Origin of the sequence: Paludibacterium flexuosum (assembly GCF_037076605.1) — a bacterium.
In the GTDB taxonomy this organism is placed as follows: Bacteria; Pseudomonadota; Gammaproteobacteria; order Burkholderiales; family Chromobacteriaceae; genus Paludibacterium.
Genome location: NZ_AP029060.1, coordinates 1,296,848 through 1,322,109 on the forward strand (window position 1 = coordinate 1,296,848; position 25,262 = coordinate 1,322,109).

At 61.4% G+C, this 25,262-nt stretch carries 22 protein-coding genes; 9 read left to right on the forward strand and 13 right to left on the reverse strand.

All coding sequences use genetic code 11. The features are described from left to right. Positions 1 to 13: 13 nt before the first annotated feature. The 4 genes from gltX to AACH39_RS06155 all read right to left on the reverse strand — a co-directional run bounded on the left by gltX (position 14) and on the right by AACH39_RS06155 (position 4,375). Complete coding sequence (gene gltX / locus AACH39_RS06140; protein ID WP_338621117.1) at positions 14 to 1,399, reverse strand: glutamate--tRNA ligase; 1,386 nt, start codon at positions 1,397 to 1,399, stop codon at positions 14 to 16. Positions 1,400 to 1,464: 65 nt separating this feature from the next. Continuing rightward, positions 1,465 to 2,661: an MFS transporter gene (locus AACH39_RS06145; RefSeq protein ID WP_215781877.1), complete on the reverse strand. Its 1,197-nt coding sequence runs from the start codon at positions 2,659 to 2,661 to the stop codon at positions 1,465 to 1,467. A 95-nt stretch (positions 2,662 to 2,756) separates the two neighbouring features. Next, positions 2,757 to 3,563, reverse strand: a complete 807-nt coding sequence (locus AACH39_RS06150) for an AraC family transcriptional regulator (RefSeq protein WP_338621118.1) — start codon at positions 3,561 to 3,563, stop codon at positions 2,757 to 2,759. Beyond that, the gene (locus AACH39_RS06155; protein WP_252346190.1) at positions 3,563 to 4,375 is read right to left on the reverse strand and encodes a L,D-transpeptidase; all 813 of its coding nucleotides are present in this window, start codon (positions 4,373 to 4,375) and stop codon (positions 3,563 to 3,565) included. Before AACH39_RS06155 ends, AACH39_RS06150 begins: the two co-directional genes overlap by 1 nt. Between AACH39_RS06155 and AACH39_RS06160 the strand changes: the two genes are divergently transcribed. The 6 genes from AACH39_RS06160 to AACH39_RS06185 all read left to right on the forward strand — a co-directional run bounded on the left by AACH39_RS06160 (position 4,374) and on the right by AACH39_RS06185 (position 9,267). Further along, the gene (locus AACH39_RS06160) at positions 4,374 to 4,577 is read left to right on the forward strand and encodes a hypothetical protein (protein ID WP_215782779.1); all 204 of its coding nucleotides are present in this window, start codon (positions 4,374 to 4,376) and stop codon (positions 4,575 to 4,577) included. The genes AACH39_RS06155 and AACH39_RS06160 overlap by 2 nt on opposite strands. Next, entirely contained in the window at positions 4,546 to 6,096 is a 1,551-nt protein-coding gene (rlmD, locus tag AACH39_RS06165; protein ID WP_215781874.1) for a 23S rRNA (uracil(1939)-C(5))-methyltransferase RlmD, read from the forward strand. The genes AACH39_RS06160 and rlmD overlap by 32 nt, the downstream gene beginning before the upstream one ends. A 236-nt stretch (positions 6,097 to 6,332) precedes the next feature. Continuing rightward, entirely contained in the window at positions 6,333 to 6,725 is a 393-nt protein-coding gene (locus AACH39_RS06170; protein ID WP_215781873.1) for a hypothetical protein, read from the forward strand. Then, on the forward strand, positions 6,722 to 7,465 hold the full coding sequence (locus AACH39_RS06175; RefSeq protein ID WP_215781872.1) for a DUF5668 domain-containing protein: 744 nt from the start codon (positions 6,722 to 6,724) through the stop codon (positions 7,463 to 7,465). The genes AACH39_RS06170 and AACH39_RS06175 overlap by 4 nt, the downstream gene beginning before the upstream one ends. Before the next feature lie 9 nt (positions 7,466 to 7,474). Continuing rightward, a complete protein-coding gene (locus AACH39_RS06180; RefSeq protein WP_338621119.1) occupies positions 7,475 to 8,542 on the forward strand; it encodes a histidine kinase in 1,068 nt (355 codons plus the stop codon). Then, entirely contained in the window at positions 8,539 to 9,267 is a 729-nt protein-coding gene (locus AACH39_RS06185; RefSeq protein ID WP_215781870.1) for a response regulator, read from the forward strand. The genes AACH39_RS06180 and AACH39_RS06185 overlap by 4 nt, the downstream gene beginning before the upstream one ends. Positions 9,268 to 9,293: 26 nt before the next feature. Here AACH39_RS06185 and AACH39_RS06190 read toward each other — a convergent pair whose 3' ends face one another. Continuing rightward, positions 9,294 to 9,554 (reverse strand): KTSC domain-containing protein, encoded by a 261-nt coding sequence (locus tag AACH39_RS06190; RefSeq protein ID WP_215781869.1) that lies wholly within the window; start codon positions 9,552 to 9,554, stop codon positions 9,294 to 9,296. Between the two features lie 289 nt (positions 9,555 to 9,843). Here AACH39_RS06190 and AACH39_RS06195 point away from each other — a divergent pair, with 289 nt between their 5' ends. Continuing rightward, a complete protein-coding gene (locus AACH39_RS06195; RefSeq protein WP_338621120.1) occupies positions 9,844 to 14,826 on the forward strand; it encodes a 2-oxoacid:acceptor oxidoreductase family protein in 4,983 nt (1,660 codons plus the stop codon). After that, positions 14,823 to 17,663 carry a sulfide/dihydroorotate dehydrogenase-like FAD/NAD-binding protein gene (locus AACH39_RS06200; RefSeq protein WP_338621121.1) on the forward strand — a complete coding sequence of 947 codons (2,841 nt, stop codon included), beginning with the start codon at positions 14,823 to 14,825 and terminating at the stop codon, positions 17,661 to 17,663. Before AACH39_RS06195 ends, AACH39_RS06200 begins: the two co-directional genes overlap by 4 nt. 87 nt (positions 17,664 to 17,750) lie before the next feature. Here the strand turns inward: AACH39_RS06200 and AACH39_RS06205 are convergent, their stop codons facing one another. From AACH39_RS06205 to AACH39_RS06240, 8 genes are all read right to left on the reverse strand, one after another. After that, positions 17,751 to 18,383 carry a C39 family peptidase gene (locus AACH39_RS06205; protein ID WP_338621272.1) on the reverse strand — a complete coding sequence of 211 codons (633 nt, stop codon included), beginning with the start codon at positions 18,381 to 18,383 and terminating at the stop codon, positions 17,751 to 17,753. A gap of 14 nt (positions 18,384 to 18,397) precedes the next feature. Further along, entirely contained in the window at positions 18,398 to 18,763 is a 366-nt protein-coding gene (locus AACH39_RS06210) for a hypothetical protein (protein ID WP_338621122.1), read from the reverse strand. Next, complete coding sequence (locus tag AACH39_RS06215) at positions 18,760 to 19,143, reverse strand: hypothetical protein (protein ID WP_338621123.1); 384 nt, start codon at positions 19,141 to 19,143, stop codon at positions 18,760 to 18,762. The genes AACH39_RS06210 and AACH39_RS06215 overlap by 4 nt, the downstream gene beginning before the upstream one ends. Before the next feature lie 57 nt (positions 19,144 to 19,200). After that, positions 19,201 to 19,644, reverse strand: a complete 444-nt coding sequence (locus AACH39_RS06220) for a hypothetical protein (protein ID WP_338621124.1) — start codon at positions 19,642 to 19,644, stop codon at positions 19,201 to 19,203. 75 nt (positions 19,645 to 19,719) lie between these two features. Beyond that, on the reverse strand, positions 19,720 to 20,571 hold the full coding sequence (locus AACH39_RS06225; RefSeq protein WP_338621125.1) for a meta-pathway of phenol degradation family protein: 852 nt from the start codon (positions 20,569 to 20,571) through the stop codon (positions 19,720 to 19,722). A gap of 392 nt (positions 20,572 to 20,963) precedes the next feature. Then, positions 20,964 to 22,499 (reverse strand): DHA2 family efflux MFS transporter permease subunit, encoded by a 1,536-nt coding sequence (locus AACH39_RS06230; RefSeq protein WP_338621126.1) that lies wholly within the window; start codon positions 22,497 to 22,499, stop codon positions 20,964 to 20,966. Between the two features lie 319 nt (positions 22,500 to 22,818). After that, positions 22,819 to 23,022 carry a hypothetical protein gene (locus tag AACH39_RS06235; RefSeq protein WP_215781865.1) on the reverse strand — a complete coding sequence of 68 codons (204 nt, stop codon included), beginning with the start codon at positions 23,020 to 23,022 and terminating at the stop codon, positions 22,819 to 22,821. A gap of 91 nt (positions 23,023 to 23,113) precedes the next feature. Beyond that, a complete protein-coding gene (locus AACH39_RS06240) occupies positions 23,114 to 23,713 on the reverse strand; it encodes a TetR/AcrR family transcriptional regulator (RefSeq protein ID WP_215781864.1) in 600 nt (199 codons plus the stop codon). 119 nt (positions 23,714 to 23,832) lie between these two features. Here AACH39_RS06240 and AACH39_RS06245 point away from each other — a divergent pair, with 119 nt between their 5' ends. Next, a complete protein-coding gene (locus AACH39_RS06245) occupies positions 23,833 to 25,260 on the forward strand; it encodes an efflux transporter outer membrane subunit (RefSeq protein WP_338621127.1) in 1,428 nt (475 codons plus the stop codon). The last annotated feature ends 2 nt before the right edge of the window (positions 25,261 to 25,262 follow it).

Below are 25,262 nucleotides of genomic sequence, written 5' to 3' on the forward strand. Positions count from 1 at the left end.
GAAACCAACTGCCTCAGCCCTTCATGCGCTTGAGCACTTCATCCTTGCCGATCAGGGCCAGCACCGCATCCACCGAAGGCGTCTGCGCCGTGCCGCACACCAGTACACGCAGCGGCATGCCGAGCTGGCCCATCTTGATGCCTTCATCGGCACAGAACGGCTTGAACAGCTCATGGATGGCCTCGGCCGTCCATTGCGGCAGTGCCGCCAGTCGCTCGGCAAACCGCGCCATGCGGGCACGCGACTCATCTGACAGATGCTTGGCCAGATCCTCTGCCGAGGCTTCACGCTTGCGATAGAAGTAGTCGGCCTCCGCCGCCAGCGCATTCAGATCCTGCACACGCTCGCGCACCAGGGCCAGCACCTCGGTCAGGGCAGGCCCCTGAGCCACGTCGATACCGGCAGCCGCCAGACGCGGCGCAACCAGCCCGGCCAGGGCGGCCAGATCCGCCTGCTTGATATGCTGGGCGTTCAGCCACAGCAGCTTGTCACCATCAAAGCGCGAGGCCGAGGCACTGACATCGGCCAGATCGAACCACTCGATGAACTGCGGCATGTCGAAGAATTCGTCATCGCCGTGCCCCCAGCCCAGGCGCGCCAGATAGTTGAGCAGCGCCTGCGGCAAGATCCCCTTGTCGGCATAATCGACCACGCTGACCGCATCGCGGCGCTTGGACATTTTCTGGCCATCTTCGTTGAGGATCATCGGCAGATGCGCATACACCGGCAGCGGCGCGCCGAGTGCCTGCAGAATATTGATCTGGCGCGGGGTATTGTTGACATGGTCGTCACCGCGGATCACATGGGTGATCTGCATGTCCCAGTCATCCACCACCACGCAGAAGTTGTAGGTCGGACTGCCGTCAGGACGGGCGATGATCAGGTCATCCAGCTCCTGATTGCTGATTTCGATCCTTCCCTTGACGGCATCGTCCCAGGCCACCACCCCATCCAGCGGCGTCTTGAAACGCACCACCGGCTCGATCCCTTCCGGCACCGGCGGCAAGGTCTTGCCCGGCTCCGGCCGCCAGCGGCGGTCATAGCGCGGCTTCTCGCCACGGGCCTCCTGCTCGGCACGCATGGCTTCCAGCTCTTCCTTGCTGCAATAGCACAGATAGGCATGACCAGAGGCCAGCAACTGCCGGATCACTTCTTTGTAACGATCAAAACGATGCGTCTGATAGAACGGACCTTCGTCATAATCCAGTCCGACCCAGTGCATGCCGTCCATGATGGCCTTCACCGACTCAGGGGTTGAGCGCTCCAGATCGGTATCTTCGATACGCAGCACAAACACGCCCTGGTGCTTGCGGGCGAAGGCCCAGGAAAACAGTGCGGTGCGCACACCACCGATATGCAGGAAACCGGTCGGGCTCGGCGCGAAACGGGTACGGATCATCTTCAGGTCCAGCAAGAAAAATAAACGTTTATTGTACGCCGACGGCAAAAGACGCGGCAAATGGCTTAGCGCCCCCGGCCAGATCGCGCCAGCCACCAGGCCAGCACGGCCAACAGACACACGGCTGCGGCCCAGCCACCGATATGGTTCAGCCACACCGCCGACAGAGCAAACACGCCGGCCAGCACTTGCTGCACAAAACCGCACAATGCCATGGCCATCCCCCCCTGATCGCGCCCCTGCTCCACCGCCAGGGCCATGCTATTGGGAAACACCACCGCCTGACCGAACACGGCCAGACCGTAAAGCAGCACAAACACCACCAGCCCCAGACGCCCTTCATGCGACATCACCGCCATCCAGACAAAAATCGCCAGACCGGCCAGCAAGAGGCCATCGCAGCCACGCCGCAACAAATGCAGGCTGCCATAGTGCGGAACCATCCGGTGCACCAGCACAGATCCCGCCAGATAACACAGGGCAAATAACACTCCCAGCGCGCCAAATCCGGTGGCACCCAGACCAAAATCCTGCCGAAACACAAACGGGCTGCACTGCTGCAGGGTTACGATCACTGCATAACCGACGCCACCTACTGCTGCAGACTGCCAATAACCTGCACGCCGCAACAGACACCACAGACCGTGCCACATCGGCGCTGGGTGGCCCCGGGAGTGAGTCGCCGGCAGCCAGTGCCCGAAGCAGAAAGCCAGCAAAGCGAGCAGCGCCATCAGAACAAAGCCCTGAGGCCAGCGACCGAAACGGGCGATCAACCCGCCGACAAACTGCCCGCCGCCCAGGGCGCAGATAAACGCCATCGACAGACAGGACAGACGGCGGGCCAGAGCATCCCCCTGCCAAAAATCACGCACCAGAATACGGGCGATGATCGCGGCACCGCCTGCCGACATGCCCTGAACCCCACGCAGGAACAACAATTGCCAGGCTTCGTGGCAGAACGCCAGCGCGAGACTGCTGGCCATGAACAACAACAAGGCCCCTTGCAAGGACCGCCGCCGCCCCCAGCGCTCCGCCGCACGCCCCCACCACAACAAGGGCAGCGCAGCACTGATCACAAACAGGGAAATCGACAGCTCGGCCTGAGCCTGAGTCATCGACAAGGCATGCATCACCTCAGGCAGAGACGGCAGATACAAGGTGGTCGCCATCTGCGCCATCAACACCACCAGGCAGGCCAGTGGCAGCACGACGCGGGAAACAGGCGGCCGATCGGGACAAAGAACAGAGATAGATTCAGACATGGGGGCCATCCAGGCAGGGACAAAGCCTGATGCTATCCAGAGAGAACAGACCATGCCGCCTGCAAACCGACACGCATGGCGGCAAACCAGACAACTCAAGCGCCAGCAGGATCCTGGCCACGCCCCTTACGAGCGTAATCAGACGGCGCACAAGACATCAGGCGGCGGAACATGGCAGCAAACGCCCCCGGATTGTCATAGCCAAGCGCCGTCGCCACCTGCGTCACCGACTCGCCGGCGGCGAGGTGCGGCAAAGCCGTCATGACCGACAGATGCTGGCGCCACAATTGATAGGACATCCCTAACTCGGCGACAAACAAACGCGACAGCGTACGCCCTGACGCCCCCTGCTCCCGGGCCAGCGCCTCCAGTCCCCGTGGGTCGGCAGGATCTGCCAGCAATGCGGTACAGACACGCGCCAGTCGCACATCGCCGCCCTGTGGCAGCGGCAAACCGACATCCTCCGACCAGGCCAGCTCCTCCACCAGCACCTGCATCAGCCGCTGCTCGTGCTCATCGGCACAACGTACCTGCTGCTTGCTCACCAGACGCAGGATCAATTCGCGCAACAAAGGAGAAACCGTCAGGGCGCGGAAATCGGCAGGCAGACGCGCCAGATAGCGAGAGTCCTCCATGACGCTCAGAGAACACAGCGACAGGGGCATACGAGCACACAGCACATGTTCGCTCCCCGGCGGGATCCAGACACCATGCTGCGGAGGCAGCGACCACCAGCGTCCGGCACATTGCAGCGCCATGGCGCCGCCGATCACCACATAGAGCACGCCTTCGGCACGAACAGGCACCGGGATCGGCTCACCAGGGCGGCAATCGTGCCACTGCAGCGTGGCAGACAGACCTCTCGGCAAAACCGGCGGCAAGACTTCGGCCTGCCGCGACATCAGAATGCCGGCTGTGACGATTCGCTGGCCGGCGCCCGGGCGGGTGCCGAACTCTCCACCGTCAGGCCGCTGTCTGGTGGATTGGATAGCCAACGGAATACCGTCAGCGAGACCTCACGATAATCCGGCGCGGCGCCCTTGCAGCTCAGGCACACCGGTTTGCCATTACGCAAACGCAAAGCGTCGTTGACACGATTGCCATACAGCGGAATCCGGTGATCACGCTGCCACTTGAGCAACACCTGCCCCAGCCAGGGCATCGACACATCATCATGGCCATAGGGATTGCGATACGCCGTCAGCCATAAATGCCCGGCAGGATCCTGATTGAGCAAAATCGCCTGATACGCCACCGTCACGGCATCCCCCACGCGCACCAGGCCGGCCAGATCCAGCGCATCCGGATTCTTCAGTCGCACGCAGCCGTGACTGCGAAACCCCGGCACACTACCGGGCGCGTTGGTCCCGTGCATCCCCAGCCCCAGACCGGGTTCGCCAAAACGGATGAACACCTTGCCAAGCGGATTGTCCTCGCCGGGCGGAATAGCGGTCTTGACCGGCTTGCCCTGCGCCCGCATTTCTTCCTGGATCGACTTGGGCACATGCCAGGTCGGATCGTGATAGATCCCGGTGATATCGAAACTGCCGGTCGGGGTGCCGGTCAGCATCTTGCCGACGGCCACCGGATAAGACTTCACCAGGACACCATCCTGATAGAGAAACAGCCGCGTCTGCGGCACATTGATCACCACCTGGCGTCCCTGGCTGGTAATCAGCACGTCCGGCTCCGGCAAGCCGGCTCGCGCCGCCATGCTTGCCAACACCAGTACTGCCATCGCAAAAAACTTCAACATCCCGACCTTCATCCTGATGCATCCGCGCCGCTGGCGCTTGTCTGAAAGAGCCCCTTCACAAAAAAGCCAGCGCAAGGCGCCGCTTTTTGAGAAAATCGCTTCTTTAGTGGTTGATCTGGCAACGAACAATGAATCCGTCCGAAACGATTGCCCTGGTTGAGTCACTCGACCATGAAGGGCACGGTGTCGCCCGCGTCGATGGCAAAACCATTTTTATCGATGGGGCACTACCCTATGAGCGGGTAATATACCGCTCCTACCGTAAAAAACCCACATTCGAAAATGCCGAGACCGTGGAAGTGCGGAAAGAGAGCTTCATCCGCACCACCCCGCGCTGCGCGCATTTCGACACCTGTGGCGGCTGCTCCATGCAGCACGTCGAGTTCTCCGCCCAGGTGGCCATCAAGCAACGTGTACTGGAAGACAACCTGCGCCACATCGGCAAAGTCAAGGCAGAACGCATGCTGACCCCGATCGCCGGACCGGCCTGGGGCTACCGCCATCGCGCCCGTCTGTCGGCCCGCTGGGTGGAGCGCAAGGGTACCGTTCTGGTCGGGTTTCACGAAAAGCGCTCCAGCTACATCGCCGACATGCAGCAATGCCACATCCTGCCGCCGCACATCTCGGCCCTGCTGATGCCGCTGCGCGAGCTGATCGCCCAACTGTCGATCCGCGAGCGCATGCCGCAGGTCGAAGTGGCCGTCGGCGAAAGCGTCGACATCCTGGTGCTGCGCAATATGGATCCGATCAATGTGGCCGACGAAGGCCTGCTGCGCGCCTTTGCCGACCGACATACCGGCGAACGCCCGCTGCAGATCTGGCTGCAGCCGAAGGGACCGGACAGTTGCTATCCCTTCTATCCGCTGACTGCGCCGCGTCTGACCTACCGCATGCCGGAATACAACGTCGAGATGCCGTACAACCCGACCGAGTTCACCCAGGTCAACCCGCAGATCAACGCCATCATGGTCAAGCGTGCCCTCGGCCTGCTCGACCCGCAGCCGGGTGAGCGCATTGCCGACATGTTCTGCGGCATCGGCAACTTCACCCTGCCGATCGCCCGCTCCGGCGCCGAAGTCCACGGCATGGAGGGCAGCGAGGCCCTGGTCAAGCGTGCCGTGGAAAATGCCACCCACAACGGCCTGCAAGATCGCGTCAGCTACGAAATGGCCAACCTGTTCGAGGTGACGGAGGAGAGCTTCACGGCCCTGGGCAAGTTCGACAAGATGCTGATCGACCCGCCGCGCGATGGCGCCGTACAGCTGGTCAAGGCCTTGAGCGACGACAATGCGCCGCAACGCCTGGTCTACGTTTCCTGTAATCCGGCCACCCTGGCGCGCGACGCCGGCATCCTGGTGCACCTCAAGGGCTACACCCTCAAGGCAGCCGGCATCATCAACATGTTCCCGCACACCGCCCACGTCGAGTCCGTCGCCTGGTTCGAAAAAACCGGCCCGGGCAAGAGCCGCGAGGAAATTGCCGCCATGGATGCCGCCGAAGCCGAGCGCATCGCCGCCAACAAGGCCGCCAAGGAAGCCCGCAAAAAGGCCGAAGCGGAAGAAAAGGCCCGCATGCTGGCCGAAAGCGCCGCCAAGAAGGAAAAGCGCTACCAGCACTACTTGGCCAACAAGGACTACTACGACAAGCGTAGTGCCGAGAAGAACGGCAAGTCGTCCTGACCCAGGTCGCAGGCCCCAAGACATCCGGTCTTCCTCACCAGGAACCGGATGTTTTTTTACCTGACAAGGACGGTTGCCGAAGAATAAGCTGACCTACTTGGCACCAGAACCACCAGCAACCGACCGGCAATCTCCGTCATTCACCGAGTCACGGCGTGCATTGGCCGAAAGCCGCACGACGCCGGCAGCCACTGCGGATAATCTTGGCAGCGTACCCTGTCAATCCGAGGACCAAGATGATGAACCCGATGCGGCTCGAACAGCCCCAACACCGGCACCCCATGCGCCGGTTCCACTTCCTGCTGAGCGGGCTGTCGCTGATTCTGCTGGGCGTCCTGCTGGCGCTGGCCAATCTCGGCACGGTGGCCCCGCAGTCGGTCTGGCAAATCCTGCCGATCCTGATCGGCCTGTCCGGCCTGGTACGCGTGGTCACTGCGCGTCGATTCTTCCCCGGGGCAAAGGGACTGCTGCGCATCGCCCTCGCCATCTGGCTGTATGCCTGCATCGGCCACTACTGGGGGCTGACCTTTCACAACAGCTGGCCGGTACTGCTGATTCTCTTCGGCTGCCGCGTCACGCTGCGCGGCTTGTTCCAGCGCCGTCCTCTCGCACAGGAAATGACATCATGAGGCACCATCACGGCACACACGACCACGCCCCCCACCCACGCCACCGGCTGGTACTCGGTCTGTGCTTTGTCGTCGCAGGCGTTCTGGCCTTGCTGGGCAATCTGCACATCATTCAGATTGGTGAGCTTCGTCACTACTGGCCCCTGGTGTTCTGTGCCTTCGGCCTGTCCAGACTGCTGCACCGCCACCACCTGCCCGGCATGCTGTTCGGCCTGGGATTCATCGCCCTTGGCGTCGGGCTGACCCTGCAGAATCTCGGCCTGGTTCAGCATGTCATGGCCATCCTGCTGCCGGCCTTCCTGATCCTTGCCGGGCTGGCGGTGATGACACGCGGACTGGCACCGCGCCGCGTCCCCCGCCGCGACCGCGGCGGCAGAGGACACAGCCCGCTGGGAGAACCCGTACTGGCACACGATGCCAGTCTGCAACTCTCCGCCACCATGAGCGGCCTCAACCATCGGTGCGATTCACAAGACTTTCAGGGCGGCACGCTCAATGTGGTCATGGGTGGCATCGAGCTGGACCTGCGCCAGGCATCGATCAGCAACCAGGCCACCCTGCAGGTCAATGTCGTCGGCGGCGGGATCAAGATCCGCATCCCGCATGACTGGCAGCTGCAGTTGAACATCTCTCCGGTGCTCGGCGGCATCGAGGACAAGACCGTCCCCCCGATGCACAGTGACAAAATCCTGCTGCTGCAAGGCGAGGTCGTGCTGGGCGGCATCGAGATCGGCCACTGAGCCCGCCGCATGCATCCGATCCTGGCCGATGTGCGCAAACTGCTGTTGTATGGCCTGGCCTGCCTGCTGGGCGGCCTGGTCTTTGCCTCGCTGCTGATCTTCAGCGATCAGGCTGACACAGGACAGGCCCTGCTGTTTGCCCTGCCATTGAGCCTGCTGTGCGGCTTCGCCCTGCTGTCCGCCTACCCCTTGTGCCGGGCCCGTCCGGCAGCACGCCGCACACTGGCCGCCACCTTCTGGCTGTTCACCAGCACGGCCGTGGTCTGGGCCGGCATCTGGCTGGCCATGGCACTGGCCTGGAATGTCGCCGCCGGCGTCCTGCTGGGCCTGTCAGGCGCATTGATGCCGCTGGATGCCAATCTGCGGCTGATCCTGTTTCTGGCCGGGGTGGCACTGTATCTGCTCTCGCTGCTGACCCACGAAGTCCTGATCGCATTCGGCAACCTGCAGCAGGCACTGACCGCCGAGGCAGAATCACGCCTGATGGCACGCGATGCCGAAATGCGCCTGCTGCGCAGCCAGATTGATCCGCACTTCCTGTTCAACAGCCTTAACTCGATCAGCGCCCTCACCAGCCTCGATCCGGCGGCAGCTCGCGACATGACCATTGATCTGGCACAGTTTTTCCGCCGCACCGTGGCACTATCGGGCCGCGACACCATCAGCCTGAGTGAAGAACTGGCGCTGTGCGAACACTATCTGGCCATTGAGCAACGTCGCTTTGGCAGCAAGTTGCAACTGTCGTGGCAAATCGATCCGGCGGCCCGCCCCTGCCAGCTGCCGCCCCTGACCTTGCAACCCTTGCTGGAAAACGCCCTCAAGCATGGCATCCGCCAGCTCGACCAGGGCGGCACCGTCCATATCGAAGCCTCGTTGCGTGACACCTGGCTGCACCTGGCCGTCAGCAACCCCTTGCCCGCCGCCCCGGTGGTCGCCAGTGACAGCGGACATGGGCTGAATCATTGTCAGGCACGACTTGGGCGCCAATACGAACAACGAGCCCGGCTGACCTGGCAACGCCATGATGGTCAGTTCCGGGTCGAGATCACCCTGCCATCCGAGGAGCCCCGCGCATGAGCACCACCCTGAGCGTGCTGATTGCCGATGATGAACCACTGGCACGCCACCTGATCCGCGACTATCTGCAGGCACACACTGACCTGACCATCATCGCCGAATGCGAAGACGGCCTGCAGACCGTGCAAGCGATCAGCACGCTGGCCCCGGATCTGGTCCTGCTCGACATCCAGATGCCCAAACTGACCGGGCTGGAAGTACTGGCACTGAGCGGAAGACGCCATGGCGTCATCTTCACCACCGCCTATGAGGCCCACGCCCTGCAGGCTTTCGACCTGCATGCCGTGGACTATCTGCTCAAGCCATTCTCGCAACGTCGCTTCGACGAGGCCCTGGACAAGGCCCGTGCCCTGCAGGGGCAAAGCAGACCGGCCCTGAACGCCTTGCTCCAGAGCCAGCAGCCACTGCGCCGCATCCTGATCCGCGAGCGCGAACAGGTCCATGTGCTGGCCGTGGAGGAGATCGATTACATCGAGGCGCAGGACGACTACATTGCCATTTGCAGTCAGGGAAAAAGCTGGCTGAAAACCCAGCGCCTGAGTGACATCGAAACCCAGCTCGACCCACAGGTTTTTGTGCGCGTGCACCGCTCCTATCTGATCAACCTGACACGCCTGCAGGCCATCGAGCGTCATGGGCGCGACGGCCATGCCGCGCGCCTGCAGGGCGGCAAGCTGGTGCCGATCAGCCGCGCCGGCTACGAACGGATACGTGGCGTGATCTAGGCCCCCCTGGTTCCCTGACCGCCCCCTCAGACAAACAAATCATCCAGCGGATTGGCCTTTGGCCCTTTTCCCTGACGCGGGGCCGGCCGGCAAGTGAACTGCTCCTCAATATGGTCCCGATAGACACTCCAGGCCGAAGCCGAGCCGGCCAGCCGTTGCCAGAGCGCTTCGCTCACCCCGCTGTAATCCAGACACCGGCCATCCTCCAGCTCGACACGCAGCGTGCGGCTGGCACGGTCATAGCCCGCGGTTCGCAGCTTGCCGGCATTCAGGTGTTTCATTTCCATGCAAGTCTCCTGTTGGATAATACGCACAGCACGTCAAGACAAAAATGTGTCAATCATTTTCACGTATACGCCATATAAGTTCGTGAAATGACAAAATTGCGACACATCAAGCCTCCGATTCGCTGACAAAGATCAAGCAAGCAAGGTTTGCTTCCGAATCAAGACAATTGTTGATTCAGGTAAAAGAGTTTGTCGATTTTTGGGCTGAGTATTCCATATGAATCAGGTGCCCGCTGCGTCCGCGACGCCCCGGGAGATAACAATTTACCCAGCTCTTGGATACCTCTCCATGAAAGTCGATCAAGCGAAATACCCTGGCATTCCCTGTGTCATTCACGGTAATGGTGCTGTCGCGCATGTGATGAATCATGTCTGCGGTGGTGTCATCGGTTACCCGATCACCCCGTCGACCGAAATTGCCGAGCTGTTCGAGGCAGCCCGTGCCGACGGCAGTGTCAATGTCTGGGGCAAACATCCGTTCTTCTTCAGCCCGGAAGGCGAACACTCGGCGCAAAGTGGCGCGCTGGGCGCGGCACTGACCGGCGGGCAATACATCTCCAATGCGTCCTCCAGCCAGGGCATCCTGTATGCCATGGAATCGCACTACGTCACGGTCGGCAAGAAAGTCGGCGGTTTCGTGCTGCAAGTGGCCGCGCGTGTGGTCTCGCGCCATTCGCTCAACGTGATGGCCGGCCATGACGACGTCTACGCCCTGCTGTCCGCCGGCTATACCATCCTGTTCGGCGCTAACCCGCAGGAAGCGGCAGACCTGGCCGCCATCTCCTACCGACTGTCTGCCGACTCGCTGATCCCGGTAGCCAACGCCATGGATGGCTTCTCTACCAGCCACATGCTGAGCGAAGCCTGTCTGCCCGAGCCGGAACTGCTGGCAGAGTTTATCGGCGACCCGCAGGCCTATATCAAGGCCCCGACCCTGGCGCAGGAAATGCTGTTCGGTGCCAAGGGACGCGTGGCCCAGCTGCGCCAATACCTGGACAACCAGCGCGCCGACCTGACCGATGCACAATATGCGGCACTGGACACCTACCTGAACCAGCATGCCGAGGCCATCGAACAGGATGCCGAAGGCAAGCTGCTGGACGACACGCTGGCCTGGCTGCCGGCCGAACTGCAGCGCCCGTGGCGCCGCCAGTGGCGCAATGCCCATGCCAAGGGCACGCGCCAGCGCGTCCCGGCCCTGGTCGACATCAACAACCCGGGGCTGACCGGCCCGGTACAAAACCAGCCGGACTTCCAGGCTGGTGCCATCGACCACCGCACTCACTTTGTCAGCGCCGTTCCCGCCATGGTGCGTCAGGCCATGGCCGAATACTCGGCACTGACCGGTCGCCACTATGCGCCGATCCACACCTTCCATTGTGACGATGCCGAAACCGTCATGGTCGGCCTGGGCTCGGTCACCGAAGACGTGGAAGCCGTGGTCAGCCACCTGCGCGCCAAGGGCGAGAAGGTCGGCCTGGTCGCCGTCAAACTGCTGCAACCGTTCCCGGAAGCCGAAATCGTTGCTGCCCTGAAGGGCAAGAAGGCGGTCATGGTGCTGGAACGCTCGGAACAGACCGCCCTGAGCAGCCTGGTCACCCAGGCGCTGTTCAAGGCGCGCGAAAACGCCGACCAGCTGCGCTATGAAGGCATCGACGCCATCGAGCAGCTGCCGATGCTGACTACCGCCATCTTCGGCCTGGGTGGTCACGACCTGCAGCCGCGTCACCTGATTGCCGCCTTCCACCATCTGGCCAGTGGCAACCCGGCTCCGCTGGTCTACCTTGGCAGCCAGTTCTTCTCCAAGGATCCGTCGCCGCGCATGGCCGAGCTGCAGGCCCGCCTGAAAGCGGCCTATCCGGAAACCGAGCGCATGGCGCTGGAAACCGGCGACAATCCGCGGCTGCTGCCGGACAGCGCCTTCCGCATCCGCTTCCACTCGGTAGGCGGCTACGGCACCATCGCCTCCGGCAAACTGCTGACCGACATCCTGGCCGGTGCACTCGACCTGCACTCCAAGGCCGCACCGAAATACGGCTCGGAAAAGAGCGGCGCCCCGACCAACTACTACATCACCCTCAGCCCGGAACCGATCAAGATCACCAACGCCGAGCTGGAAGATGTCGAAATCGTCATCTCGCCCGACCACAAGGTATTCAGCCACACCAACCCGCTGCGCGGCCTGGCCAGGGGCGGCACCTTCATCCTGCAGTCCAATGCCTCGCCGGAAGAAATCTGGCGCGAGCTGCCGCAGGCCGCACGCCAGACCATCCGTGACAAGCAGATCCGCTTCCTGGTGATCGATGCCTTCAGCGTGGCCAGCAAACACTCGCCGTCTCCGGCCCTGGCCACCCGCATGATGGGCATTGCCTTCATCGGCGCGGTAGCCGGTCATGTTCCGCAAGTGTTGGCCGGCACCGAGCGCGAGGTCCTGCTCGACAAGATTGCCAAGCAGATTGCCAAGAAGTTCGGCAGCAAGGGCGAGGCCATTGTCGAAGGTAATATGAACGTCATCCGTGACGGGATTGCCGCCACCCTGCCGCTCGACTACGACTCCGCGGCACTGCGCGCCATCGACGGCGAACCGGCCAAGGTCTCGTTTGCCGGTCCGGAGCTGTCGGCCGCCATGTGCCGCCGTGCCGGCAGCGCCGCCACCGGTGGTCTGTTCGACAAGGAATACTTCGAGGAAATGGTGGCCAAGCCGTTCCGCAGCGGCACCATCGGTGAAGCACCGGTACTGCCGGGTATCGGCATGTTCATGCCGACCGGGACCGCCGGCGCCAAGGACAAGGGACTGTTCCGCCGCACCGTACCGGATTTCGATCCGGCACAGTGCACCGGCTGTATGGAATGCACCATGGTCTGTCCGGATGCCGCCATGCCGTCCGCCGTGCATGACATTCACGAACTGCTGCGTGGCGCCATCGGTCAGCTCGAGCTGACCGGCGCCCAGCGCGAAACCATGCACAATCAGGTGTTCGCGCTGGTCGAAGCCATCCGCGCCGCCTACCGCGACCACCAGGCCGAGCGGCCCTTCCATGAGCATGTCGAAGCCGCCGTCGCCACCCTGGGCGAGCTGTCACCGGCCCTGCGCAGCCACTACCAGCAAATGGTCGCCAAACTGGCCGACTACCCGGTGGCGCGTACCAAGCCGTTCTTCGATGCCATGGAAAAGGCCCAGCCGGGTACCGGCGGTCTGTTCAATGTCAGCATCGACCCGTGGAAGTGCTCCGGCTGTCTGGAGTGCGTGGATGTCTGTGGTCCGGGTGCCCTCAAGGCGCGCGATCAGGACAACGCCCTGTTCGACACCCTGCAACGCCGCTTCGCCTTCCTGGCCAAACTGCCGAGCACCCCGGAACGCTTTGTCAACGAAGCACTGGAACAAGGCGGCGACATCAAGCGCCTGATGCTGGTACGTGACAACTACTACGCCACCACCGGCGGCCACGGCGGCTGTCGCGGTTGCGGTGAAGTCACCGCTATCCGGCTGGTGATGTCCACCAGCCAGGCCATCACCGAGAAGCGTCGCCGCCTGCACACCCGCCAGCTGGAGCAGATCATCGCTGCGCTGGAAGACAAGCGCGACGCCCTGCCGGCCGGCGACCAGACCCGCGAACGGCTGAGCCAGCTGAGTGCCAAGCTGGAAAACCAGCTCTACCAGATGGAAAGCGGTCCGACCGGCAACGGCCAGAGTGGCACGGTGATTGCCAACGCCACCGGCTGCAGCAGCGTCTATGCCTCGACCTTCCCGTTCAACCCCTATAACGACCCGTGGGTCAACAGCCTGTTCCAGGATGCCCAGCCGCTGGCCAAGGGGATGTTCGAAGGGATTGCCGCCCAGAAAACCGAGCTGGTGCGTGCCCTGCGTCAGGCACAACTCGAACTGGCCGGCGAATACCGTGCAGAAGAGCACGACAGCGTGCTGCGCTACCTCAACTGGAGCACCTTCACGCCGGAAGAGCTCAAGCTGCTGCCGACCGTGATGACCATCGGCGGTGACGGGGCCAACTACGACATCGGCTTCGGTGCCCTGTCGCGCATCCTGGTCAGCGGTACGCCGATCAAGATCATGGTGCTCAATACCGGCGCCTACTCCAACACCGGCGGTCAGGCCTCGACCTCCAGCTATGTCGCTCAGGACTCCGACCTGGCCCGCTTCGGCAAGGCCCACCACGGCAAGCACGAACAGCGCAAGGAACTGGCGCTGATCGCCGCCTTCCACGGCAATGTGTTCGCCTGTGTCAGCAGTACGGCCCTGCACGGTCACTTCCTGAAAAACACCCTGGCCTATCTGGAGTACACCGACGGCCCGGCCATGCTCGACGTCTACACGCCTTGCCAGGGCGAACACGGCATTGCCGACCGCGCCTCGGCCGAGCATTCGCGCCTGGCGGTGGAAAGCCGCATGTGCCCGGTCTTCGTCCATGATCCACGCCGCGGCAAGACGCTGTTCGAGCGCCTGTCGCTGGAAGGCAACCCGGATCTGGACAAGACCTGGAGCAAGACCACGCTGGAATATCTGGATGCGGAAGGCAAGCTGCAACTGATGGAAGTGGCCCTGACCCCGGCCCAGTTCGCCCTGGGAGAAAACCGCTTCAAGAAACAGTTCAGCAAGCTCGATGACAGCGCCGATGCCGTCCCGGTCGATGCCTACGTCGAACTCAATCCGGAAGCCCGCGATGGCAAGACGCCGTTCATCTATGCCGTGGATGGCAAGCGTCGCCTGACGCGCCTGGCCGTTTCGGACGAAATCGTGGCCCTGACCGAAGACCGTCGTCGCAACTGGCAACTGCTGCAGACCCTGAGCGGTCGTCAGGTCGCCGTGATGAATGAAAACCATCGTGCCGAACTGGAAGCCCTCAAGCAGCAATACCTGCAAGCGGTCGAACAGCGCGAATCGTCGATCGACGCCATGGCCCGCACCATGGCCGACCTGGCCACCGCCAGCAAGGCCCCGGCCAGCATTGGTCAGATCCCGATCGTCGCTGTCGGCGGTCAGCCGGCGGCCGCCGCCAGTGCCGCCGCTCCGGCGGCAGCAGGCGATGCCCTGCTGGTCTTCGACGATAACGATCACACCAAGTGCACCAGCTGCAACACCTGCTATCAGGAACTGCCGGAGCTGTTCGAAAAGACCCGGGTGGTCGTCGAGGGCGAAAGCCGCGACGTGGCCCAGCTGATCCCGGGCGCCCTGGACAAGGTGACTGTCACCGACGAACTGAAGAGCCGCGTGGCCCGCGTGATCGCCAATTGTGATGCCGAGGTGATTCGATGAACCCGAACACAAGCGCTTTCAACCCGGCAGACCTGCAGCGTTTCGTTGCGGTCGGCGACGACCTGGCGCGTTCACGCGAGGAAGTCGCCCGCCTCGAGGAAACCGAGGCTGTCGAGGCTTACAAACGGCAGATGGCGCTGCTGCAGCGCCGTCTGATCAACCAACCCGAGTCATTCCGCGAGCTGTTCATCGGCGACGGCATGCAGGCGGTGGTATGGGAATTCCAGCAGGACGAGCTGGGGGGCGACTTCGTACAAGCCTTCTGGCAAGCCCTGCTGCGCGAAGACGACACCGCCCTGCTGCTGATGCGCTTTGTCTGGAACCTGCCGCTGAAACTCAAGCGCAAGTTCATCCAGGGCATCGACCAGCACCTGTCCGGGCGCTACCCGATGTTCAAGGGCCTGTCGGAAAACTGGCCGGCGCAGAGCTACATTCCGCCCTATGTCCGCTCGGCGGAAGAACGCTCGGACGACTTCGGCCTGGTCAACCAGGGCTATCTCGGCTACATGAACGTCGGCTTCTCTGCCCGTGAAGTTGACCTGTTCGTCTGGCTGGAGGCACTGCGTGACAAGCAGTGTCATGAACGCCCGTGCGAACTGGGCGAGCACGTCGAAGGCAAGGCGGAGAACAAAGGCGGTTGCCCGGTCAAGATCCATATCCCGGAAATGATCGCCCTGCTGGGCACTGGTCGCTTCCACGAGGCCATGAAGCTGATCGAGAGCTGCAACCCGCTGCCCAACGTCACCGGTCGTGTCTGCCCGCAGGAACTGCAGTGCCAGGGCGTCTGTGCACACCAGAAGCAGCCGATCGAGATCGGCCAGATCGAGTGGTTCCTGCCGCAGCGCGAGAAGGTGCGCCAGGCAGGCCAGGCCATCCCGACCGACCTGCTCAACGACCCGTGGCTGACGGCCAGCAAGCCACCGATTGCGGTGGTCGGCTCCGGTCCGTCCGGTCTGATCAATGCCTACCTGCTGGCCGCCGAAGGCTTCCCGGTCACCATCTTCGAAGCCTTCCACGAACTGGGTGGCGTGCTGCGCTACGGCATTCCGGAGTTCCGCCTGCCCAACGAGCTGATTGATGACGTGGTCGGCAAGATCAAGCGCCTGGGCGGCCGCTTTGTCACCAACTTCGTGGTCGGCAAGACCGCCAGCATCCAGTCGCTGAAAGACGCCGGCTTCTACCGTGTGTTTGTCGGCACCGGCGCCGGCCTGCCGCGCTTCATGAACGTGCCCGGCGAGCATCTGCTCAACGTGATGTCGGCCAACGAGTTCCTCACCCGCGTCAACCTGATGCAGGGTCTGAAGAACGAGTTCGCCACCCCGCTGCCGGAAACCCGTGGCAAGGAAGTGGTGGTCATCGGCGGTGGCAACACCGCCATGGACTCGGCCCGTACCGCCCGTCGCCTCGGCGCCAACGTCACCATTCTCTACCGTCGTACCCGTGACGAAATGCCGGCCCGGGTGGAAGAGCTGCACCACGCGCTGGAAGAAGGCATTCACCTCAAGGTGCTGCGTGCACCGAGTGAATTCCTCGGCGATGACAAGACCCATTTTGTCCGCCACGCCCGCCTGGAAGTCATGGCCCTGGGCGAGCCGGATGCCTCCGGCCGCCGCAGTCCGAAACCGACCGGCGAGAGCGAGCTGATGGCCGTCGACCTGGTGATCATGGCACTCGGCAACGATGCCAACCCGATCATCAAGGACTCGGAACCCCGTCTGAAAACCACTCGCTGGGCCACGCTGGAAGTCAGCGGCGGCTCGCAGCAGACCTCGCTGGAAGGCGTGTTCTCCGGTGGCGACGCCACCCGCGGCGGCTCCACCGCCATCCGTGCGGCAGGTGACGGTCAGTCGGCCGCCCGCGAAATTCTCGGCACCATCGATTGCACCACAGATGAAATCCGCGACCGGGTCAGCCGCGCGCGTCACTACACCGAACTGGGGGCCGAACCGCATACCATCGTCGACCGCAAGGAACTGGCCACCGGCATCGTCGAGATTGAGGTCCGGGCACCGCTGGTGGCACGCACGGCGCGCGCCGGTCAGTTCGTGCGGGTGCTGGCCTGGCCCAAGGGCGAGCTGATTCCGCTGACCCTGGCTGACTGGAACGTCGAGAAAGGCACCATCACCCTGGTGATCCAGGGCGTCGGCGCCAGCAGTATCGCCATCAATCGCATGCAGGTGGGCGAAGCCTTTGCCGGCATCGCCGGACCGCTGGGCCTGCCGAGCCAGCTGCACCGCTACGATGACAACGCCACGGTGGTATTCACCGCCGGTGGTGTCGGTCTGCCGCCGGTATACCCGATCCTGCGTGAGCATCTGCGCATGGGCAACCACTGCACCCTGATTTCCGGGGTACGCAGCGCGGACCTGGCCTTCTGGGACGGCCCGACCGACCGTGTGGCCATGCTCAAGGCCGAGTTCGGCGATCAGCTCGAGGTGATCTACACCAGTAACGACGGTTCGCTTGGCATGCAGGGCTTTGTCACCACGCCGCTGCAGCAGATGCTGGACGACAACCAGGCCGGCAAGGGCCGCCCGATCGCCGAAGTCATCACCATCGGCCCGCCGATGATGATGCGTGCCGTCTGCGACCAGACCCGCCCCTACCAGGCCAAAACCGTCGCCAGCCTCAACTCGATCATGGTCGACGCCACCGGCATGTGCGGTGCCTGCATGGTGCCGGTCAATGTCGACGGCAAGCTGGTCCGCAAGCACGCCTGCATCGACGGACCGGAAATCGACGGCCATGTCATCGACTGGGACAAGTTCCTGCCCCGCTTTGGCCAGTTCAGGAAACAGGAAGCCGACAGCCTGAACGAACACCGCTACGGCGCCTGATCCCTCTTGGTCTCAAAGCCAAACGCCACCCCTTGGGGTGGCGTTTTTGCATCGGTACGCAGAATGAATAATAGGTTTATAGAACGCTTAGAACTGCCGGGATTGTAACTGTCTGAGGGCGGGAAGGCTGTGACGAGTCGGCACGGAAGTAAAGAAACCATCTACGGGTTTTATAGTGGGCGAGCTGGGAAAAACGGCCAAAAATTTGCCTGGCAACAGATTGTCAGCACGGGTATGCCACATGTCGAGAAATTCCGCTCGGCTATGGCTGCGATGGCCTTGTGAGGGATCAGCCAGCCAAACCGTCTCTGCATCGATACCGTACAGGACAGAGAAATGATCGTCTTTGCGATGTTTCAAATAGACGATGACTGGCATCTTGAGTTGTATAAGTTGCGCATAAGACGACGCCAGTCCCAAGGCGCGAAATCCAAACTTTGACAGAGCACGTTGCATCTCTTCGAATGAAGCGCGGGCTTCACCGTTATATAGTTCTTTAAGTATCGCGTCCTCGGTGAGTGTTTGTCCGTAGTAACGGTTAAGCAATGTCGCCAGTGAGGCAGCGCCACATGAATAGTCGTGGTCCTGCTTGACGATACCGGCATCGCGTTTTTCCTTCCAGGATGTCAGCGACAAACGCCCACGCGCCACATGCCAATCAATATAAATGTCGGCCAAGGCAGGGGAGACGAGTAGCCACCCCATCGCCGCCAAGAACACCAAATGGTAACCTGCTATTCGTCGACACATTGTCCCACCTTCTTGGATGCGTCTTGAGGCTCACGAGCGGCGATGTTGTCTTTGGCCTGTTGGTCCGGAGAGCGGTGACACCGCCATTCGATGAACCGTAATGGAACATAAAACACGAACCAGCTCCCCCCTGCTAATGCCGCAGAAAGACCAACATTGATCAGTCCAAAATGCTTTGTCCCCACATAGGCGTAAATCAGATCTGTTGCAATGCAGTAAGCCAGGATGGTCAGGGCACATAGGCTGGCGCCTTTGCGCGCACTGACCTTTCCTTGAGATAACTCAACGCCCACCTGCCCACAACTCGCCTCAACCCAAGTAGCAAGCCACTCAAGCAAGGCAGCCATCATCGCTGCGTTTCTCCATATTCTCGCCCGTTCATTGATCCATCTGATTTTTTGCCGACTTCGCTTGGCGAACAGCGATCTGTTCTTTGGCTGCCCGGGCAGCGTTGATCCAGCCACCCCATGAAACGTAACAGACCATAGAACACGAACCACATACCGACAGCAACGCCTGCCGAAAGCCCAATGCCAGATAATATAAATAGATGCATGCCCTGGCCGGAGTAGATGAAATCCAGAGCAATGCCATAAGCGAATATTGCGAGAGCACAGATTGAGGCTCCCCTGCGCGCACTGACTTTACCCCGGGCGAACTGACCGCCGATATGCCCACAAATGACATCGATCCAAAAAGACATCCACTCCAGCAAGAAGCTCAACACCATGGCGTCCATCGTTAATGAGTGAAGGGGCGCGCTCAGCGCACCCCCGATTGGCACATGCTAATTGCGCTGCCAGATCTTGCCGATCGGAATATTCATTGCCTCACCTTTTGCTCGCCAAATCATGGCCCCAACCGTCCTCCCCCCTCCGGCCAAAGCCGCCCCGGTACCGATATATGCCCCGACTGCGGCGCCTGATGCGACACTGCCTGCAAGCATTCGACCACTCCATGGTTGATTGTTGCTAATAGTGTGGGCTATGTACCTGGCTCCGCCTCCTGCCGCACCGATCACGGCACCAGCTACAGCCGGATTAAATGCCCCTTGGGTATCCTGCATTTCCTGCGGAGATAATGTGGCCAGTTGCATCGGTCGCGAGTCATCACTGCGGAATAACTGCCCAAGGTCCGAGAGATTAAAAGCAGGTGGGCGATCCTCGGCCAGTGCATTCAGGCTGAGAGTCAGACCCAATGTGGTCATCAAAACCTTCAAAGTCATTTTCATCACATTCTCCTACATTCAAAGCGCGGGACTGTCTGTCCTATCGTTCAGGCCTGTCCCGCTTCGACCTGAATCCCGTCAGAGTGCATACAGCCAATGGAAGCGCATTTCGGCACCACCGCGTCCTGAGATGTTGTGTTTGACCGAAACATTCAGTGTGTCCTGCTTGCTGGCGCCATACCCCACGCCAAACAGCAGTGAACTTTTGGTCTGGCGCAGACCTTGCGCCTGTCCATCGAGGGTGTCGGGTTGCAAATTAGTCCATTGCACCCCGCCGCTGACGCTGACCCGATCATTGATAGCGAAGGCCAGACTCGGATGAAGTAGCAAAAGGTTTCCTGGCTTGTGGCTTTTCATGTTGTCGCGCCGAGTCAAGTCAAGCCGATAACTGGCGGAAAAGGCCAACACCACGGGATCAATGGCTTTGTAGGTGGTCAAGCCCACCATCCATGATTTGAAGGCAGCGGAACTGGACGCGTGACGTTCTTGCAAAGCGACCTCGGCAAAGCCAAGCAAGGCAGGAGTGTCATCATCCGGTATGAATTGATGGGTCAAGCCGCCCCAGGCCTCGGCAAAGTAGTCTTGATGTTTACTCCGCGTCTGACCGATATCATTGCGTTCACGCAGAGTACTTTGCAGATGGCTGGCGCGAACATGGAGCTCGGTATTTGCCAGCCAGCCATAGCGCAGCCCCACGGTAGAAACCAAACTGTCGCTAATGCCTTCACGTTCTCCGACGTCGGATGGCAGCAAGAGAAAGGAAGAGGGGCCGGTTTGAATGATGACCGGTTCACCAGTCGAGAGGCCATGGCGCTGGGCATTGGCGTAGGTCAAAGCCAGCTCCAGTTTGACCTTGCCCTTGTCTGTGACCAGATCTTCGACTGCTAAAGGGAGCTCAGCTCGGACAGCGCCTCCCAGGAAGCTGGTCATTACGACGACTATCCAGCGCATTGAATCGTTTTTCCGCATGAGATCAACTCCAAAAAACTCATACGGATTTAGAGTGACGCGATCCGCTATAGGTTGATCGCAGAAGGAGCAGTCAGATTGAAGGAATGAAAATCAGGGAAACGACACAAAGAAATCTAAACAACTGATATTTATAAAAATACGAACAAATCTGGGAAATAAACTACAGGATGGGACTAGCTTTCTGTCACGTGATTGTGCGAAGCCCTTCTCAAAAAAGCGTCAATGCTGACATGGATCGGCAGAGTGTCTATGACAAAACCCGGAAAAAGATGCCATCTAGTCAGTTGTTTTCCCAATCACCTGCATGCATCAAGAAGTGCATCAGACCTCCTCAATACATCAGTGATTGATTAGTGCCCGCCCCCACCCCCGGCCGAGCCGAACGGCGGTCGTGTCTGCCAGATCGCCACGATCAGGCCGAAAAACACCAGCGCAATCAGCCAGAACACCTCGGTGGTCGCCACCATGGCGCTTTGCTGATGCACCATGCCGGACAACTGGCGCCAGGCAGCTTCGCCCTGCAGCCCCAACTGCCCCAGACCATCCAGATAGCGTTGAGTTGAATCGCTGTAAATGGACAGGTTCTCCGCCAGCCGGGCCTCATGCATCTGGGTACGGTGATCCCAGACCGTCACCACGATGGCCGTGCCCATGCTGCCGGACAGGGTGCGAAAGAAATTCGACAGCCCGGAAGCCGCAGCCAGCCGGCTGGGTTCGATGCCGGACAGGATGATCTGATTGATCGGCACAAAAAAGCAGGCGGTCGCCACCCCCTGTACCACCCGCGGCAACATGATCTGCCCCAGCGAGGTCTCCAGCGAGAAGGTCGAGAACCAGTAGGAGGTCAGACCGAAAATCACGAAGGCCAGGGTCGACAGCCAGCGCAGATCGACCTTCTGCATATTGCGCCCCACCAGCGGCGAACAGATCAGCGCCAGAATGCCGATGGGCGCGGTGGCAATCCCGGCCCAGGTCGGGGTATAGCCCATCACCGTCTGCAACCACAGCGGAATCAGCACCGTCATGCTGAAAAACGACATGAACCCCAGCCCCAGTGCCAGCACGCCATAGCGGAAATTGCGATGCTGAAACAGGCTCAGATCCACCAGTGGGTGTTCATCGCCCCGCTCCCAGATCACCAAGAGGGTCAACCCCACCACGGCAATGATGGCCAGCACCACGATCACCGGCGAATTGAACCAGTCCAGGTCATTGCCGTTATCCAGCATCAGTTGCAGGCAGCCCACCCCCAGTACCAGCAGCATCAGCCCCGGCACATCGAATGGCCCCCGGATGGTCGGGGTTTCATGCTTGTGCAACAGCGTCCAGGTGACCATGGCGGAAAACAGCCCGATCGGCGCGTTGATGTAGAAGATCCACGGCCAGGTCAGGTTGTCGGTGATATAGCCGCCCATCAGCGGGCCGAAGATCGGCGCCACCACCACCGTCATCGCCCACAGGGCCATGGCCATACCACGCTTTTGTGGCGGAAAATTCGACAGCAGCAGGGTCTGCGACAAAGGCACCATTGGCCCGGACACCAGTCCCTGCAGAAAACGGAAAGCCACCAGCATCGGCAGGCTGGTGGCCAGCCCACACAGGGCTGAAGCCAGGGTGAACAGCAGCACCGATGCCACAAAAGTCCGCACCTCGCCAAAGCGGCGGGCGATCCAGCCGGTCATCGGCACCACAATGGCAGCGGCCAGGCCATAGGAGGAAATCACCCAGGTGCCGTCATTGGCACTGGCGCCGAGGTTGCCGGCAATGGTCGGTACCGCCACATTGGCGATCGAGGTATCCAGCACCTCCATAAAGGTCGAAAACGCCACGGCGATGGTAAACAACACCAGCACTGACGGGCTCATGCCCTGCCCTGCCTGACTCATGACCGCCCTTTCCGGCCCTGAGGCTCAAATGACCGCTGATCATCGATATATAGCATCCCGCTGATCTTCGATCATTCGTCACAAAAAAGATGATTCAATTTGCCACCATCACGACAAGCCGACAGACCGTCTCCGTCAGACCGAGTTGGACAGTCCATCGCGTGACGGCGTGTCCGTGCCGGCCTGTGCCATCAACGACTGGATGCCACAGGGCAAGCGACTGGGTACAGAATCGGGAAGACTTCCTGTGCCGGAATGGCACCTTGAACGACATGTCGGGGTGGCTCAGGACGGGTGAGACTACGCCACCACACCCCCATCAACACAAGCCTTCGCGTACACTCACCACCACCTCGCCGCGCTCGCGCAACACCTCGGCGACCAGGCCATTGAACGCCACATATTCTTCCTGATCGATACCGCCGGGGAACAGATCACACAGCGACAAGGCATCGGCAAAGTAGGCCGTACCATGCAGATCCATCAGATGGGCAATGTACTTTTTCAGCAAGGCACGATACATGGCAACCTCCGTGGCGACAGTCTGGTAGTTCTAATATCGACTATTTTCACCAGGAGTTTAGTGACCCTTTACCCGCCCCCCGGTGTCGGCATCAGGGACGATAGGCAAGCAAAAATGTCTCGACCGCCCGCTCGACCGTCTGCGGGATCGGGGGGAGTTGCGCCAGCTCGCTGGCGCCGAATAGCAAGGGGTCCAGAATTTCCGCGCGCAACAGGGCCATCATGTGACAGCTGGCGACCCGCGGATCAGTCTGACGTAATGCACCGCGCTCCATGCACGACTGCAGATACTGCGCCAGCTTGATCTCTCCATCATGAGGCCCCTGCAGATAGAAGCGCCGGCCAACATCGGTACGCCCTGACTCGGCATACAACACCCGGATCAAGGTGATCAGGCGCTGCTGGCTGATGAAGCCGATGAATGACTCGCCGAAGGTCTGCAGGGTCTGCCGCAGGGGCTGCTGCGCATCCAGCCCTTCAAACAGGGGATGGATGGCGGTCTCGGCAAAGCGGTGCATCACCTCGAGGAACAGATCCTCCTTGGAGGCGAAATAATTGTAGAGCGTGGCCTTGGAACCGCCGACACGGGCAGTGATCTCCGACATCGAGGCCAGCTCGAACCCCTTCTCGCGGAACACCTCCTCCGCCACATCCAGGATGGCCTGGCGACGGATCTCAGACTTGGCTCGCATGACACACTCACTTTCATTAACTGAACCTGTTGGTACAGTTTCTCTTGACAGCGGCATTTTGTCAATTCAGACTGTACCGTACAGTTTAGTTAAAAGAGGTGATCGTGAGATCGAACCGCATGCATTTACCCCGAATTGCCCAAGGTTCCGGCTTGCTGGTGCTGGCTTGCACGCTGGCACTGGCAGGCTGCGCCCAGTTACCGGCCCATCCGGCACTCCCCGAGATACAGGCGCCCGCAGCCGGCTGGGCAGACAACCTGCCACAGAACGCCAGCGCCTGGCCGGCTGACGACTGGTGGACTGCCTATGGCGATCCGCAACTGGACAGTCTGATCCGCGAGGCCCTGGTCAGCGCCCCGAGTCTGGCCGTGGCCGATGCCCGCCTGAAGCAGGCGGCAGCCAACCTGGACAGCAGTGACGCCGACACCTTGCCGCAAGTCTCGGCCAACGCCGACATCAGCTCGGCCAAGCAAAGCTATAACTACCTGACGCCGAGAGCGATGTTGCCCAGTGGCATGCACGGTTATGCACGCAGCACCCTGGACTTCAGCTGGGAGCTGGACTTCTGGGGAAGAAATCGTGCTGCCCTGGCCGCCGCGACTTCTGAGCGCGATGCCGCCGCGGCGGAAGCCGCTCAGGCAAGACTGGTGCTGACCACGGCCATCACCAGTGCCTATGCCGAACTGGCCCGTCTGTTCGCGGCGCAGGATACCGCCATCGCCGCCACGGCCGTGCGCAGCCAGACCGCGACCCTGTTCCGCCAGCGCTACGACAATGGTCTGGAAACCCTCGGCAGCGTGCGTCAGGCCGAAGCGCGTACCGCCTCCTCACGGGCAGAGGTCAAAAGTCTGGCCGAAAAAATCGAATTGCAGCGCAATCAACTGGCGGCGCTGATGGGCAAGAGCCCGGATCGGGGCCGCACCATCAGTCGTCCGCAGATGAATCTGGCCCGACCGCTGGGTCTGCCGGACACGCTGGCCCTCAATCTGCTGGGACGTCGTCCGGATGTGGTGGCAGCCCGTCTGCGCGCCGAGGCGGCCAGCCGTCGTATAGATGTCGCCCAGGCAGCCTTCTACCCGAACGTCAATTTGAATGCCTTCATCGGATTGCAGTCGCTGGGCCTGGGTCAACTGACCAAGGCCGGCTCCGAAATCGGCAGCGTCGGCCCGGCGATCTCGCTGCCGATCTTCAACGGCGGCCGCCTGCGTGCCCAGTATCGCGGCGCCCGCGCCGAATACGAAGAAGCGGTGGCCAACTACCAGCAAACCGTGACCGAAGCCCTGCATGGCGTGGCAGATGCCGCCATGAGCCAGCGGGCACTGGGGCCTCAGCTCAGCGATACCGCCGACGCGGTACAAGCCGCCAAAGATGCCTGGCGTATCGCCCAGCAGCGCTACCAGGGCGGCCTATCGACTTACATCGAAGTCCTGAGTGCTGAAGACAACTTCCTCGCCAACCAGCGGGCACTGACCGATCTGCAATCCCGTGCCCTGACCCAGGATGTCGCGCTGGTGCGCGCCCTGGGTGGCGGCTTCCGCTCCGAATAATG

Bases quoted from the DNA above. Each gene is read 5' to 3' on its own strand.
- gltX (WP_338621117.1), bottom strand. From the start codon at position 1,399: ATGATCCGTACCCGTTTCGCGCCGAGCCCGACCGGTTTCCTGCATATC.
- AACH39_RS06145 (WP_215781877.1), bottom strand. From the start codon at position 2,661: ATGTCTGAATCTATCTCTGTTCTTTGTCCCGATCGGCCGCCTGTTTCC.
- AACH39_RS06150 (WP_338621118.1), bottom strand. From the start codon at position 3,563: ATGTCGCGGCAGGCCGAAGTCTTGCCGCCGGTTTTGCCGAGAGGTCTG.
- AACH39_RS06160 (WP_215782779.1), top strand. From the start codon at position 4,374: ATGCTTGCCAACACCAGTACTGCCATCGCAAAAAACTTCAACATCCCG.
- AACH39_RS06155 (WP_252346190.1), bottom strand. From the start codon at position 4,375: ATGGCGGCGCGAGCCGGCTTGCCGGAGCCGGACGTGCTGATTACCAGC.
- rlmD (WP_215781874.1), top strand. From the start codon at position 4,546: ATGAATCCGTCCGAAACGATTGCCCTGGTTGAGTCACTCGACCATGAA.
- AACH39_RS06170 (WP_215781873.1), top strand. From the start codon at position 6,333: ATGATGAACCCGATGCGGCTCGAACAGCCCCAACACCGGCACCCCATG.
- AACH39_RS06175 (WP_215781872.1), top strand. From the start codon at position 6,722: ATGAGGCACCATCACGGCACACACGACCACGCCCCCCACCCACGCCAC.
- AACH39_RS06180 (WP_338621119.1), top strand. From the start codon at position 7,475: ATGCATCCGATCCTGGCCGATGTGCGCAAACTGCTGTTGTATGGCCTG.
- AACH39_RS06185 (WP_215781870.1), top strand. From the start codon at position 8,539: ATGAGCACCACCCTGAGCGTGCTGATTGCCGATGATGAACCACTGGCA.
- AACH39_RS06190 (WP_215781869.1), bottom strand. From the start codon at position 9,554: ATGGAAATGAAACACCTGAATGCCGGCAAGCTGCGAACCGCGGGCTAT.
- AACH39_RS06195 (WP_338621120.1), top strand. From the start codon at position 9,844: ATGAAAGTCGATCAAGCGAAATACCCTGGCATTCCCTGTGTCATTCAC.
- AACH39_RS06200 (WP_338621121.1), top strand. From the start codon at position 14,823: ATGAACCCGAACACAAGCGCTTTCAACCCGGCAGACCTGCAGCGTTTC.
- AACH39_RS06210 (WP_338621122.1), bottom strand. From the start codon at position 18,763: ATGATGGCTGCCTTGCTTGAGTGGCTTGCTACTTGGGTTGAGGCGAGT.
- AACH39_RS06215 (WP_338621123.1), bottom strand. From the start codon at position 19,143: ATGGTGTTGAGCTTCTTGCTGGAGTGGATGTCTTTTTGGATCGATGTC.
- AACH39_RS06220 (WP_338621124.1), bottom strand. From the start codon at position 19,644: ATGAAAATGACTTTGAAGGTTTTGATGACCACATTGGGTCTGACTCTC.
- AACH39_RS06225 (WP_338621125.1), bottom strand. From the start codon at position 20,571: ATGACCAGCTTCCTGGGAGGCGCTGTCCGAGCTGAGCTCCCTTTAGCA.
- AACH39_RS06230 (WP_338621126.1), bottom strand. From the start codon at position 22,499: ATGAGTCAGGCAGGGCAGGGCATGAGCCCGTCAGTGCTGGTGTTGTTT.
- AACH39_RS06235 (WP_215781865.1), bottom strand. From the start codon at position 23,022: ATGTATCGTGCCTTGCTGAAAAAGTACATTGCCCATCTGATGGATCTG.
- AACH39_RS06240 (WP_215781864.1), bottom strand. From the start codon at position 23,713: ATGCGAGCCAAGTCTGAGATCCGTCGCCAGGCCATCCTGGATGTGGCG.
- AACH39_RS06245 (WP_338621127.1), top strand. From the start codon at position 23,833: ATGCATTTACCCCGAATTGCCCAAGGTTCCGGCTTGCTGGTGCTGGCT.